Source organism: Chitinophaga tropicalis (assembly GCF_009758205.1).
Classification (GTDB): Bacteria; Bacteroidota; Bacteroidia; order Chitinophagales; family Chitinophagaceae; genus Chitinophaga; species Chitinophaga tropicalis.
The window spans coordinates 296,943-310,885 of sequence record NZ_WRXN01000009.1 but is presented as its reverse complement, the minus strand read 5'-3'; the positions used below and the strand labels follow the sequence as shown (position 1 = coordinate 310,885).

Sequence of the window (13,943 nt, the reverse complement as noted above, 5' to 3'; positions counted from 1 at the left end):
CCGAAATTAACATTGCATAAAAATCCCCCTCAAAGCCGCGCAGCGCAAGCTCCCCTCTCAAAACTACGCGCAGCATAAAGTCCCCTTCCCGAAATTACACATTGCATAAAATCCCCCTCAAAGCTGCACGCAGCGCAAGCTCCCCTCTCAAAACTACGCGCAGCATAAAGCCCTCTTCCCGAAATTAACATTGCATAAAAATCCCCCTCAAAGCCGCGCAGCGCAAGCTCCCCTCTCAAAACTACGCGCAGCATAAAGTCCCCTTCCCGAAATTACACATTGCATAAAATCCCCCTCAAAGCTGCGCGCAGCGCAAAGACCCCCCTCTCAAAAATCGCTTTCGCCGAAGGCGAAAGCGATTTTTGAGATCATAAGCTATTATAATTTGTTGCATATTTGTAAGGCAAAAATTTTGGCCATATCTCTTAACACGAGGTACAGCCAGGATATTATTCACGCAAAAAGAGAATGCTTTTGTCTGTATTACCATCGGTGGCGGTTGTTATTCTGAATTGGAATGGACGTAGTTTTCTGGAAAAATTCCTGCCTTCTGTCTGCAGATCTACATATAAGAACCTGCAGCTGTATGTAGCTGATAATGCTTCTACAGACGATAGTGTAGAGTATGTGCGCTCGTATTTCCCGGAAGTAAATATTATCCTCAATGCTACGAACGATGGCTTTGCAGGTGGTTATAACACTGCTTTAAAGCAGGTAAAAGCTGATATATATGTTTTACTGAACCAGGATGTGGAGGTAGAACCAGGCTGGATCGAACCTGTAATCGCCCAGATGATGCGCGATCATCACATAGCTGCCTGCCAGCCCAAATTAAGAGCTTATTACGACAAAAAACAGTTTGAATACGCCGGCGCTGCCGGAGGCTGGATGGATATTCTCGGATATACCTTCTGCCGTGGCAGGATATTATACCGGACGGAGGAAGATAACGGTCAGTACGACGATGCCCAGGATATTTTCTGGGCTACGGGAGCCGCACTTTTCATTCGCTCTTCCTGCTTCCATGAAGTAGGGGGCTTTGACGCTGATTTCTTCGCCCATATGGAGGAAGTAGACCTCTGCTGGCGACTCAAACGTGCCGGCTACCGCATTTGCTACTGCCCTGAATCCGTAGTCTACCACGTAGGAGGAGGAAGCTTACCCCAGGGCAATCCCCGCAAGGTATATCTCAACTTCCGTAATAACCTGATGATGCTGTGGAAGAACCTGCATCCGGCAGACCGCTGGATAGTATTATCCCAGCGTTTTTTCCTCGATGTGCTCGCCGCCGTAAAAAGCCTCGCCGCCGGAAAACCGGCAGATATGAAAGCCATTTACCTGGCCTATCGCCATTATTACCGCTGGCGCAGAACATACGATCCCTCCAGACAAAGGCTGCCGGAGAAAAGACTACTGGAACTGACAGGGGTTTTCCATGGAATTATGATCTGGCGTTATTATTTCCTGAACAGGAAGACATTCAGGACCTTGGAGAGATAAAGAGAGCTACTGTTCTCAGTAGGATTTCTTTAATTGATGCTTCCTCTAAGGAAGCATATTGTCATATGTTATTAATTATCAATAATAAAATAACCTAAAAAAATACTGCCATTTTGTTCATTAAGTAAAATTTGAAAAGAAACCCTTAATTTCAATTCCATATGAAAGACAAAAAGGCAAATAGCAAACCTGCAAGCTCTAAAAAAGTAAATCCTATTGTCAGGATAATCCGGGACAAAAGAAGGATTAAGGATGCTATTGCAAATGGTATTCCTTTATCAGATCTCAAAGACATAGAGTTTGTTCATCCCATATAGTCTAACTAAAACAGACATTGGCTACGGGTTCACTTCAGATTTTGAAATAAATTATCACCTATATTTTAGTAAATATTATCTTGCTGATGAGAATGGCGAAGATGTTATAGTAACATCGTTTAGTTTCTTTAATGAACAAGACGTTACTAAGGTCAGGGACCCAAGAGTAAAAGCCACTATAATTTCCTTTATAACTGATTTTTGATAAGAATCCGGAATTGGGAGTCTTATATGTTTGTGATGGATATCATGCTGCCCTGGGGTATTATTCATCTTTACTTATCAGGGCAGATAATCCGAAAAAACAGCATTTTGTTGATGCTTTTTATCGGCATTTAGAAGATCTTCTGTCAGAAGATGAGGCATTGTCTGATAATATCCTCGAAGATTCTATTGCTAATTAGGCTTATTCCCTGGTATTTTTGCCTTTTTCTTGACTGGTCCCAAAGAAAAAGTAGTATTTCCTTCGGAAAATTCACTTGGATTATTATTTGACATGACGTAAGTTTGCAATGCGAAATTTAAAGCTATGGAACATAATACCGTTGAGAACAAGAACGATTTTACCAAAAGCTGGGTATCTTCTTCCCGGTTCGTATTTTATGTGTCAATCTTCTGCCTGCTGTCTTTTGTACTAGGAGGCTGCTACAACCTGTTCAAACACCGCTATGCCGGTAAACCTGAGGTTGTAGTACCAGATAATACACTGTACAACCCGAAATATAAATAAGCGATCAACAATATTAGCAAAAGCCCCCAGGTACTCCTGGGGGCTTTTTATTTCCGGTAATATCTCAGAAAGAAGACAATTTCTCAGAACGAAATAGCCTGAAATAAAAAAAGTCCTGATGTTTAAAACACCAGGACTTTTTCTGTTGAGCGGAAGACCGGGCTCGAACCGGCCACCCCGACCTTGGCAAGGTCGTGCTCTACCAAATGAGCTACTTCCGCCTATATTGTAAGAACTTTTTCTTATTTCCCGTCGCATTGTTCGCGATTGGGATTGCAAATGTACAACATTGTTTGAAAACACAAAATTTAAGTTCACTTTTTTCTGAAATATTTTCAATCTCATTACTGCAGCAAAAACTTAAACAACAATTTATTTCTCGATAAAATTAGTTGTATAATTGACAGTTATTTTTTCTACCTTAGCGACAGTTCCACGTCTTCACGGAAAACTGAAATAGCCTGAATGTTTAAAACTGATTAATTCTATATTATGAAAAGCAAGTCTCTCTTTCTGTTGTTGCTCTTGTCTGTATTTGCAGCAAAAGCACAAAACAATGCCAGTTTAGTTGTACAGGGCAAATCCGACCACACTATCAGCCGTCACATTTACGGACATTTTTCCGAACACCTCGGCAGGTGTATCTACGACGGTTTCTGGGTAGACCCTTCTCTGAACGTACCTAAAAAAGACCGTATCAGGCTGGACGTAGTAGAAGCCCTGAAAAAGATCCATGTCCCTAACCTCCGCTGGCCAGGAGGCTGCTTTGCCGACGAATACCACTGGAGAGACGGCATCGGCCCGCGCGATCAGCGCCCTAAAATGGTGAACACCAACTGGGGCGGTGTTACTGAAGATAACAGCTTCGGTACACATGAGTTCCTCGAATTATGCGAACTGCTGCAGTGCGAGCCTTATGTATCTGCCAACGTAGGTAGCGGTACCGTTGAAGAAATGGCCAAATGGGTAGAATACCTGAACTTTGACGGTGTAAGCCCTATGAGCAAATTGCGTAAAGAAAACGGTCACGAAACCCCATGGAAAGTAAGCTTCTGGGGCGTAGGTAACGAAAGCTGGGGTTGCGGCGGTAACATGACCCCCGCTTTTTATGCCGACCAGTATCGCCGCTATGCCACTTACGCCAGGAACTATGCCGGCGCACCTTTAAAGAAAATAGCGAGCGGAGCAAATGATTTCGATTATAACTGGACAGAAACCTGCATGAAACAGATCCCCCTGCACATGTTATGGGGCCTGACGCTGCACTACTATACTGTTCCGGGCAACTGGGGTAAGAAAGGCTCCGCAACCAGCTTCAGCGAAAAGGAATACTTCACCACCATGAAGAAATGCCTTGCAATGGACCCGCTGGTAACAAAACATTCTGCTATCATGGATAAATACGATCCTGAGAAAAAAGTATCCCTGGTAGTAGACGAATGGGGTATCTGGACAGATGTGGAACCAGGAACAAACCCAGGTTTCCTCTACCAGCAGAACAGCCTCAGGGACGCCCTGATAGCTGGCTCTACACTGAATATCTTTAACAATCACAGTGACCGTGTAAGAATGGCCAACCTGGCGCAGACAGTGAACGTATTACAGGCCATTATCCTGACAGATAAGGAAAAGATGCTGCTTACACCTACTTATCACGTGTTTGACCTGTATAAAGTACATATGGATGCAGAATACCTGCCTATCCTGGTTAACAGCCCTAAATATAAAGTAGAGGGAGAAGAGATTCCTGCTGTCAACGTATCTGCCTCCCGCGATTCTTCAGGAGCTGTACATATCTCCTTCGTGAACCTCAACCCTTCACAGAAGATAACAGTAACCACCCAGCTCCAGGACGTAAACTGGAAAGGTGTAACCGGCCAGGTACTGACATCTGCAAAAGTTACAGACGTAAATACCTTTGAACAGCCTAATAAAATACACATTGAGAAATTTGCCGGTGCAAAGAAACAGGGAGACAACCTCATAGTGGAACTGCCTGCAGAATCAGTAGTAGTGCTGGAATTAAAATAAATTCACACAGCTGTAAAAATATTTATAGCCGCCGCAGGCCAGATACACAAAAAAGATCGCTTTTGTCGAAGACAAAAGCGATCTTTTTTTAAACAGTTATTGTACATAAACTTCATCACAACATACCGCCGCTTTCTTTCCCTCCGGCGCACCCCTCCAACCCGGTACAGCATTTAAACAACGTCCCGAAACCCTTACATACCTGGCACTGAGGGCAGGAAGCTTAAACTGAAAATGATTCACAGATACATGATAATCCTCCTCCGGCGCAGCTATCTGCTGCTTACCCGCCAGAGAGAAATTCACACCGTCAACAGAAGTTTCTACCATTATCTCAGCAGGATTAAAAATATAATGCCGTGGATCATTGAGGAAGTTCATCTCTACACTGCTCACAGCTTTAGCCTGCCCCAGATCTATCGTCGCTATCATGTCTTTCCCGTAAATGAACAACCAGTTAATACTGAAATCCTTTCCTCCTTCCAAACCATCTGTAAGCGTCTGTTCCTTCTTTGCAGGAAAATCTTCCGCCCAGGGGTTCACCAATGTCACCTTTGCCCTGAAAGCAAGACTATTTACCCATTTACGGGCAAATATAACATCCCAGTCCTGTTGATAAGCATCGGGCGATTGTCCGCCTTCAGAAAGCTCTTTTACCCCTGCCTTTTTACATTGCGCTGCAAATTTCTTCACCCTTTCAGGCCAGCGGGCATTTACAATATACCCATTGCCTTCCGGAACCAGGTAACCTGACTTTTCCGTTCCAAAGAACTTTGATTGCTGTAACACAGTATATTCCAGCGGCAGCCTGGCATTATATACCCGCTCAATCCATACACTGTTTCCCTCAGCAGCTTTCTCTGCCCGGTCCAGTAACGTAGAGTACTGATCTATTGCCTGCGGAGAAAGAAAATCTTTATAATTATTTACAGGATTGCCATATATGTCAAGCCTGGCTTTAGTAGTATGAAGGGCAGTGGTAAGCGCCTGCAGGTACTGGTTGATGAACGTCCCGGCTTTACCATAATACCCATTCATAAAATCAGCCGTCACTGCCGTTGCCGTAATACCCGGATTCCACAATAGCTTTGCCTGAAGATAACAGTTATAGGCAGCCATATCACTGTAAGTATCTGCGCTGCCCTGCGAGAAAACACCTTTTACTTTATGTGCAGCCAGGTATTGAAGGTTGGCCTGCAGGTTGTCATAATCAGGAAAAGGAGCCAGATAATTAGTGAATTGGGTAGTATAATCCCATACAAAGAGATTCTCTGTCAATGCCCCCCATCCATCCAGGTCCCTTCTGAAGCCTGCGGCAGAAGCAATGGTGCTGAGCGGTTCCTGCCGGTAAGCATCTATACTGCTCAGCATGATATATACATTAGAGGCCGGTTTGGTTTTCTGCGGAGGATGCGCCGTATAAGTATATGCAAGGGTAGTGAACTGCCGGTCCGGGAATGTAGCAGCTATCCGGTTTATAAAACGGATAAGCGTTCCCGTAGGACCGCCCTCTTCTGCATTGATCTTACTGCACTGATCGCAGGTGCAGAACCCCGCACCGTCTTCTGCAGCAACAGACCAATACATAGCATCCGGGTTGTCTGAAATAGCCTTCCGGAAATATTCTGTCATGACTTTGAATACCCCTTCATTGCTCAGGCAGAGTTGCGTTGCCTGCCGCTTGCCGTTCACCTGCGCATAATACTCAGGATGTGCTGCAAAGTAAGTGGATGGAGGAACTATTTTGAAGAAAGAATGCCCCCATATTCCCCAGAGGTCCTCAAACCTGTGCAGCTTATGCCATTCCAGGTATTCATTATCAAAGGCAGCAGGGTAGTAAGTCTCCCGGTAAAGAAAAGCAGGTTCCTGCTTGCTGTGCAGGTGCATGGGCAGATCAATGTTCTTCCTGGAAGGAACAACAACCGGTATATTGGCATACTTGCGGCAATCCAGGTAATCTTCCAGTAACGTATACACGCCGTACAATACTCCTTTCCCCGTACCTCCGCGTATATAAATATGCTGATCATCACTTAACAGGTGGAAGCCTTCTGTTTTCAGCTTCACTACATTGAATTTCTCTGTATGTTCTGTACCGCCAACAAATATGGCGGGTGTTGACCGGTAAGCGCTTTCTTTTATAACCGGCAATGATGCCCCGGATATACGTTTGATATATTCCTGCAACACCGTAGCCGCACGCGTTTCATTCTTTGTTGCTTCATCAGGCAGCACTATCTGGTATTTTGAAACCCCATTGGTTACAAGATGTATTGCGCCCGGGGGAGAAGTACAACCCTTTACGGTAAGCAAGGTCATTAATATCAACAATGTTTGCATCATCCTGAACATGAAAGTGTATGGATTAAAACTTGCGTTGCAATGTTATATAAATGTCATATTGATTCTGGAACACGCTGTTACTGATCTTCTGGTTGATCCACGTGCCAAAGAGCCCAACAGTAGTACGGTACCTGAACGTCTTCTGATAACCCGCACCTACACTGCGTGTCAGCAAGCCAGCCAGCTTCGGGAACTGTATCAGGCGGCTCCTGTCGTCAGGAGAAGTACCCAGTCCTGCATTGAATTGTATATAGTCCTGGTGACGGTTCATATGATAACGCGCCGTAAGGTTATAGGAAGTGTAGAACTCAGGAGAATCACTGATAAAATAAGCACGGAAATTCACCCAGAACTCCTCCCATGTTTTAGCTACAGACACCACACCGGAAACACTGTGAGAACTGTCTGCATTCAGATAACGTACCCCCAGCTCACCTTCAATATCGTGTTTGAACGTTTTGAAGAGTGAATACGCCAACCGCATTTTCGGGAACACCAGCTCATTGGAATAAGTAGCCAGTGCATAAGAGTATAGTTTGGATGTGTGATTATAGTATAGTTCCACCTCGCCCTGTAACCCCGTGCCCTGCTGACGTCCGGCATAGTTCAGCCTGGCGGCATAAGAGCCCCGTTTAATAAAATGCCGGTATTCCAGTGTGGCAATATTGTATGTAGTACTGTTGTAGTCATAACTTGAATGCAGGAAGAACATGCCAAACTGGTCCTTCAGTGTTTTGCTGCGCAGGTAGTCGGCATAATCATTATTAGCCGGCGTGTTACTCAGTCTTACAACAGAATCTGCTGCTGTGGCAGCCGCTTCGTATTGTTTCTGATTTTCAAGTATCACAGCGCGTTTCTGAAGGAAGGTTACATTGTCAGGATAGTATTTAATACCCTGGTTGGCATATATCAATGCGCTGTCATACTGTTGTTTGGCATTCAGCAGGTTAATGCTGTACAGCAATGCCATGGAATCTTTACGGTTGATGGTCAGTACCTGCCTGAAGGTGGTAAGTGCACTGTCAGTGGCATTATTCCGTTGATAAGCTGTGCCGGCAGCCAGCAGCCCGTCTGTATAAGCTGTTCTGTATTTCAACGTGAACGGATAACGCTGCATCAGTTGGTAATTGATAGCATTTGCTTCTTCATACCGTTTCATATCGGTAAGCACACCTGCTTTTTTAAGAAGGATATCCTTATTGTCCGGGTAATACTGTAAAGCTTTGTCTGCATAGTAAAGGGCGCTGTCAGGCTGTTCTGTGGCAGCATGCAGGTTAATCAGGTAATTCAGCGCATCGGGGTTGGACGGTTCCTGTTCCAGCACTGCCCTGAACTGGCCCGCAGCAAGAGTATACTCCTCTGCCTGCATTAGTATACGGCCTGCGTTCATGCGTATCTCCGCCAGACTGGCCGCATATTTCCCGTCAGCAGGATATTGGTTGAGCAATTGTTCCATGATGGCGGCAGCTTCATCATGTTGCCCCATTTCTGTCAGTATGCTGGCCTTTTTTAGCAAAAAACGGCGGTTGTTCGGGTAAACGGTCAACGCTCTGTCCAATACCTCTATTGCCTTACCACGTTCTTTCTGGTTAATGTAACTATTAGCTATCATATCCATGGCAGTACTATCCTTCGGGTCCGCCTGCAGGGCTTTTTCAAATTCAGGGATAGCCAGGTCATATTGTTGCTGCGCCAGGTAATCCCGCCCGCTGGCTATTTTCAGCGCCGCATACCTGCTGCGCAGATCGGGGGAAGAAGAGTTGCCGCGCCGTAATACTTCTGCAATGGCAGCTGCTTCTGTAAATTTCCTGTCGCTCTCCAGCACGTCCATTTTTAATCCTAGCAACCTGCTATCGTTCGGGTTACTTTTCAATCCCTTGTTAATCCATGCAAGGGCCTCTCTGTAAGCGCCTCTTGACATGCTCAGGCCAATTACTTTATCAAGCGCTTCCCTGTTGCCGGGCTCTTTTTCCAACACACTCTGGTATAACAGGTAAGGATCTGCATTAGCATACCATGAAGCTGCTTCCATACGCAACTGGGTATCCATAGCACGCGCTTTGGCATCGTTAGGATAGCGTTTCAATATCTGCTGTAACCATGCCAGCGCTTCTGTATAATTATGTGTTTCCTGCAACAGCCCCAGCTTGCGCATCATCAGGTCATACGAGCCGGGATTGGCGGTCAGGTCTGCATTTACCTGCTCAATAGCACGGGTATAACTGCCAGTAGTAATATACAGGTTATTGATGGCTATACGGGCCTCTTCATTGTCAGGGTCCAGCAGCAATGCCTTTTCAAACTGTTGCTGGGCCATTAAGTAGTTACGCCTGTTGCGGTAATATTGCCCGGCCAGCAGGTAATGCCCGGTAGCAGTACGTCGTACGGTACTATCACTTGCATACTTGTCCAGCAACGTCTGGGCAAGGTTATCTGCCTGGTAAAATTTTGTTCCCTCATCCAGGACGCCCAGCTTCTTCAGCAGCAGGTCCTTGTCACCGGGAAAATAATACAGTCCCTCATCCGCAAAACACTCTGCTTCATAATACTGTTTCGCGCCCAGCTCAATATTGATAGCATAAAGGTATGCGTCCCTGTAGCGGGGATCTTTGGTAAGCACCTCCTTTACATATTTTCTGGCCAGGGAAGGCTGCCCTGTCAGCATATACAATCTGCCCAGCAACAACTCCTGGTCAGTGAAATCAGGCCTGAGCGCCAGGGCCTCCCTGGAAAGCGCAATAGCTTTCTCATAGTGCTGTTGCTTTGTTTCTTTCACTGCTTCATCGTACAACTGGTCCGCATCCTTCGATTTCTTAAATACCTGTGCCTGCATTTGCATGGAAAAGCAAAGCAATGCGCCTGACAGTATATATTTTAAAGAAGACATCATAGTTAAGTGTTTGCAGGTTTCTTCCGGCCAAAGCCCTGTCTTTGCATATTCCCCCAGGTGTGCTTTTTGCCGGTCATGAAGTTGAAATAACCTCTCAGGGCAAAGAACACGATCAACGGATGATATACGAAAGGTTCGAGAAAAGCCATTAAAGCAAGCCCCACTACTTCCCTCCAGGTTTTATAATAATGATATGTTTTCTGGTCCCAAAGAATAGCCAGGGTAGTGATCATCACAGAATAGACGTATACAAAGATCAGCAGTATGATAGCATTATGCCAGTTAATATTCCCGGTAACTATCTGGTAGATATAGTAGATGATACCCGTAAATTCTATAATAGGCGCCAGAAACTCAAAGAACAGATTATAAGGTAATACCACCATGCCCAGCTGCCGGTACCGCGGATTAAAGATCACTTTCCTGTGAATAGTGATGATCTCCGCAAGGCCCCGCCCCCAGCGCGTACGCTGGCGACTGAACACTTTCATGGTAGGAGGCCCTTCCGTCCAGCACTGGGTGGTAGGAATGTAACGGATAGCATACTTCAGCTTGTTATCTATCATATAAGTACACATACGCGTTACAATATCCATGTCTTCCGCAAAAGATTTACTGTCATATCCTCCCGCCTTAATAGCTATTTCCTTGTCAAATAAACCAAGCCCGCCTGATACATTTGGTACACAATTGATCACACTCCATCCCATCTTACCCAATACATAGGCACGCAGGTATTCCATTTCCTGGAAACGTGGCAGCCACTTCTCAGGAGGTCTCACACGGGTGATCACGCCCTCATCGATCTCGCACGAATTGGCAATACGCAGCGTAGCCCCTGTAGCAATTACACGCACACTGTCTTCCACTACATGTATATAACCACACTCAGGGCACGGATCGCCAACCTCTTTTATCTTATTATGCTCCTCATCCATAAAAGGCTTGATCATACGGAGAAGTGTATCTTTCTCTATAATACAATCCACGTCCGTACAAAGGAAGTAATGATAGGAAGCCGCATTGATCCCTGCATTCGAGGCATCTGCCTTACTTTTGCCATTCACCTTGTCTATCACCATCAGCTTGTCATAAGCCGTGTTGGTAGATTTGAATACCCTCCTTACCGGTTGTGATTTGATCCTTTCATTATAAGCAAACTCCACCTGTACCAGCTGGAATTCCCGGGTAAGTTTTGCCAGCGTATCGTCCGTACTTCCGTCATTTACAATGATCACTTCAAAGCGTGGGTAGTTCAGCGTCAGTAACGATCTCACATTGGAAATGATGGTCACTCCTTCATTGTATGCCGGGGCAATGATAGAAATGCCTGGTGCCAGAGGTGATTGCAGCATCCTGTTATAATCCACATAACTGTTCTTACGCTGGAACTTTATAATGCCACGGAGGGACAATACAGCCAGCAATGCGTACATGAACAGCATTGTACAGCCATACACGAAAATGAAACCTTCGTAAAAATTTCTAAACAAGTCCACTATATCCGCGTTTAAATATTATTGTACTATTTGGCTGCTGCAGTAGCACCAGGTTGCGCACTCCGGAAACCACGCCGTTGCATATTGCCCCACGAGCTTTTTCTCCCTGTCAGGAAATTGAAATATCCGCGCAGGGCAAAGAACACTATCATCGGATGATAAAGAAAAAACTCCATGAAAGGCGTCATACACAAATAAGCCACCTCCCTCCATGTTTTATAATACCTGAAAGTAAGCTGGTCCCATAAGATAGCAATGGTCGTGATCATCACCGAATAAGTATATACGAACAGCAGCAGCAATAATGCTGTAGGCCAGTTGATCAGCCCAAAAACAGACATCATTATATAATAGATGACACCGGTTATTTCTATGATAGGAGCCAGCAGCTCAAAAAAGAAATTATAAGGAAAGATGATCATGCCCATTCTGCCATACCTCGGGTTGAGGAACATGTTGAAGTGCGCATACATCAGCTGCGCAAGCCCCCTGGCCCAGCGTGTACGCTGGCGGTTGAAAATCCTTACTGTTACAGGTGCCTCCGTCCAGCAGAGCGTTTTAGGTATATACCTGATGGCATAATCAATTTTATTATCATACGCATAACGGCACATACGGGTCATCAGTTCCATATCCTCGCCAAAAGAACTGTGATCATACCCGCCGCTGCGGATAGCTATTTCCTTGTCAAACAATCCCAGCCCGCCAGATACGTTGGGCACACAGTTAAGCAGGCTCCATCCCATCTTGCCCAATACGAACGCACGGATATATTCTACCTCCTGGAAGCGGGGCAGAAGTTCTTTAGGAGGGCGCATACGGGTCATTACACCCTGGTCAAACTCACATGAGTTGGCTATACGCAGCGTAGCCCCCGTAGCTATCACACGTTTCTTTCTCTCCTGCATCACCGGCTTGATCAGCTCCAGCAGGGTATTTTTATCAAGGATACAATCCACATCAGTACATAGGAAGTAATTGTAAGAAGCAGCATTGATGCCCGCATTCACAGCATCCGCCTTACTTTTACCATTCACCTTGTCTATTACCATCAGTTTGGCATAAGCAGGGTTGGTGGATTTATAGATATTCCTGACAGGCTTTGTCCGGATCTTAATGTTATATGCAAAGTCTACTTTCGTTAACTCAAACTCCTTGATCATCTGCTCCAGACTGTTGTCTGTGCTGCCGTCATTGACAATGATGATCTCATATTTTGGATAGTTCAGCGTCAGCAAAGACCGGACGTTGAAGATAATGGTAAGCCCCTCATTGAAGGCAGGGGCCAGTACCGTAATACCAGGTGCTAATGGGGAGCTGAGCAGTATATTTTCCTGGTGAAAAGTATCTTTTTTCGCGTAATTGCGCACAGCAATAATAGAACATATTGCCAGCAATGCGTAGGAGGTCAGCAGTATTGTACCGTAGATAAAAATACCGTTCTCATAAAATCTTCCTATAGTTTCCCATACTTTCAGCATTACACGATCAGAATTTTATTAAAGGGTTCATGCTGTGTTTCAGTATCAGCTTATTCTCTGCAGTAGCTGTTTCTATCAGCTCATCGATCATTCCTTTAGCAGCCCATTGATTCCTGATAAGGGACTTGGCCGCATGTTTACGGATCTCAAAATCTGTGGAATGCAGGAATTCCTGCCGCAGAAAATCAACATATTTGCCACTGTTTATCCTGCCCAGCGCTTTCAGTATTTCCACACGGCAATTCTGTGGCTGGCTGTTGAATATATGGATCAGCTTTTCCTCTACCTCTTCTATCTTCATCTTACCAAGGCAATTGATGGCGTCTGCACGGAGATAATGGTCTTTGGTATCAAGTAGCTTTATAACGGCAGGTACTGCACTGATCTGGTTGTAATGCACTACCAGTTTCAGGCAGAAAGACACAATGCTTTTATTGGTAGAATAGGTGATCCATTGCGCAAAATTAGGAATAGCAATATGTTCAGTAGTGGAAATAATACGGAATAACTCAACCTGGTCCCACATAAGCAACGGCTCAGTTACCACATCAAAGAATTTGAAGGGCTCATTCTTACTCAGTTTAATATAAGCATGACGTGCAGCCGCACGCAACTCACGGTTCCGGCTATTGGTAAGCGGAAGAATGGTCACATCCGCAATAGACATGTTCATGCTGGTAAGCTCTGCCAGGGCCTGTACTTTAAGGTCCCATTTACGGGATTTCATCTTTTTAAGAGAATCCTTGTCCAGTTCCAGCTGAATATACAGGTTACGCAACTGCTCTCCCATAGATCCCCTCACATTATTGCGGTAATGTATCAAACGGTTTATCAACGCCTGCCGCGCCCACTTTTTTCCGAATACAGGTTGCTGAAATACTTCTATAGGAAGTTGTACCTGGTCTGCAGGTATATCGCTGGTCAGCTCGTCATTGAGCAGGATATGTTCCATCAGCAGTTCATCAATAACAGGATGAAGACGGGCCAGTTTCTTTTCCCTCCTGTATGCTTTATACCTCCCGGTTAAAATAGACAGGTACGCAATGATAGTGCAGGTTACAGCTACAACAATAAATACTATAGCAATTTGAATGTTCAGGGAAGCATCCCTGAAGTCATAAAGGCTGTATTCCATAAGGACTGGTCAATTGA

Annotated in this window: 9 protein-coding genes and 1 tRNA gene; 4 read left to right on the top strand and 6 right to left on the bottom strand. The window is 45.1% G+C overall.

The window, feature by feature from the left end; all coding sequences use genetic code 11:
• Positions 1-474 precede the first annotated feature (474 nt).
• From GO493_RS20415 to GO493_RS20405, 3 genes are all read left to right on the top strand, one after another.
• Entirely contained in the window at positions 475-1,500 is a 1,026-nt protein-coding gene (locus GO493_RS20415) for a glycosyltransferase family 2 protein (protein ID WP_157308084.1), read from the top strand.
• A gap of 161 nt (positions 1,501-1,661) precedes the next feature.
• Positions 1,662-1,817 carry a hypothetical protein gene (locus tag GO493_RS20410; RefSeq protein WP_157308083.1) on the top strand — a complete coding sequence of 52 codons (156 nt, stop codon included), beginning with the start codon at positions 1,662-1,664 and terminating at the stop codon, positions 1,815-1,817.
• A 529-nt stretch (positions 1,818-2,346) separates the two neighbouring features.
• Positions 2,347-2,547 (top strand): hypothetical protein, encoded by a 201-nt coding sequence (locus GO493_RS20405; protein WP_157308082.1) that lies wholly within the window; start codon positions 2,347-2,349, stop codon positions 2,545-2,547.
• 148 nt (positions 2,548-2,695) lie between these two features.
• Here the strand turns inward: GO493_RS20405 and GO493_RS20400 are convergent.
• Positions 2,696-2,768: transfer RNA gene (locus GO493_RS20400), tRNA-Gly, on the bottom strand.
• Positions 2,769-3,039: 271 nt separating this feature from the next.
• Between GO493_RS20400 and GO493_RS20395 the strand changes: the two genes are divergently transcribed.
• Positions 3,040-4,578: an alpha-N-arabinofuranosidase gene (locus tag GO493_RS20395; protein ID WP_157308081.1), complete on the top strand. Its 1,539-nt coding sequence runs from the start codon at positions 3,040-3,042 to the stop codon at positions 4,576-4,578.
• A gap of 96 nt (positions 4,579-4,674) precedes the next feature.
• On the opposite strand, the gene GO493_RS20390 is transcribed toward GO493_RS20395, so the two are convergent.
• From GO493_RS20390 to GO493_RS20370, 5 genes are read right to left on the bottom strand one after another with little or no spacing between them, the layout of a single operon-like run.
• On the bottom strand, positions 4,675-6,897 hold the full coding sequence (locus GO493_RS20390) for a DUF4838 domain-containing protein (protein ID WP_198315780.1): 2,223 nt from the start codon (positions 6,895-6,897) through the stop codon (positions 4,675-4,677).
• Between the two features lie 46 nt (positions 6,898-6,943).
• Positions 6,944-9,811: a tetratricopeptide repeat protein gene (locus tag GO493_RS20385; RefSeq protein ID WP_157308079.1), complete on the bottom strand. Its 2,868-nt coding sequence runs from the start codon at positions 9,809-9,811 to the stop codon at positions 6,944-6,946.
• Between the two features lie 2 nt (positions 9,812-9,813).
• Complete coding sequence (locus GO493_RS20380) at positions 9,814-11,310, bottom strand: glycosyltransferase family 2 protein (RefSeq protein WP_317165448.1); 1,497 nt, start codon at positions 11,308-11,310, stop codon at positions 9,814-9,816.
• Between the two features lie 26 nt (positions 11,311-11,336).
• Entirely contained in the window at positions 11,337-12,791 is a 1,455-nt protein-coding gene (locus tag GO493_RS20375) for a glycosyltransferase family 2 protein (RefSeq protein ID WP_157308078.1), read from the bottom strand.
• A gap of 7 nt (positions 12,792-12,798) precedes the next feature.
• The gene (locus GO493_RS20370) at positions 12,799-13,926 is read right to left on the bottom strand and encodes a HEAT repeat domain-containing protein (protein WP_157308077.1); all 1,128 of its coding nucleotides are present in this window, start codon (positions 13,924-13,926) and stop codon (positions 12,799-12,801) included.
• Between the last annotated feature and the right edge of the window lie 17 nt (positions 13,927-13,943).

Coding starts and splice junctions, on each gene's coding strand:
- GO493_RS20410 (WP_157308083.1), top strand. CDS start 1,662: ATGAAAGACAAAAAGGCAAATAGCAAACCTGCAAGCTCTAAAAAAGTA.
- GO493_RS20405 (WP_157308082.1), top strand. CDS start 2,347: ATGGAACATAATACCGTTGAGAACAAGAACGATTTTACCAAAAGCTGG.
- GO493_RS20395 (WP_157308081.1), top strand. CDS start 3,040: ATGAAAAGCAAGTCTCTCTTTCTGTTGTTGCTCTTGTCTGTATTTGCA.
- GO493_RS20390 (WP_198315780.1), bottom strand. CDS start 6,897: ATGACCTTGCTTACCGTAAAGGGTTGTACTTCTCCCCCGGGCGCAATA.
- GO493_RS20385 (WP_157308079.1), bottom strand. CDS start 9,811: ATGATGTCTTCTTTAAAATATATACTGTCAGGCGCATTGCTTTGCTTT.
- GO493_RS20375 (WP_157308078.1), bottom strand. CDS start 12,791: ATGCTGAAAGTATGGGAAACTATAGGAAGATTTTATGAGAACGGTATT.
- GO493_RS20370 (WP_157308077.1), bottom strand. CDS start 13,926: ATGGAATACAGCCTTTATGACTTCAGGGATGCTTCCCTGAACATTCAA.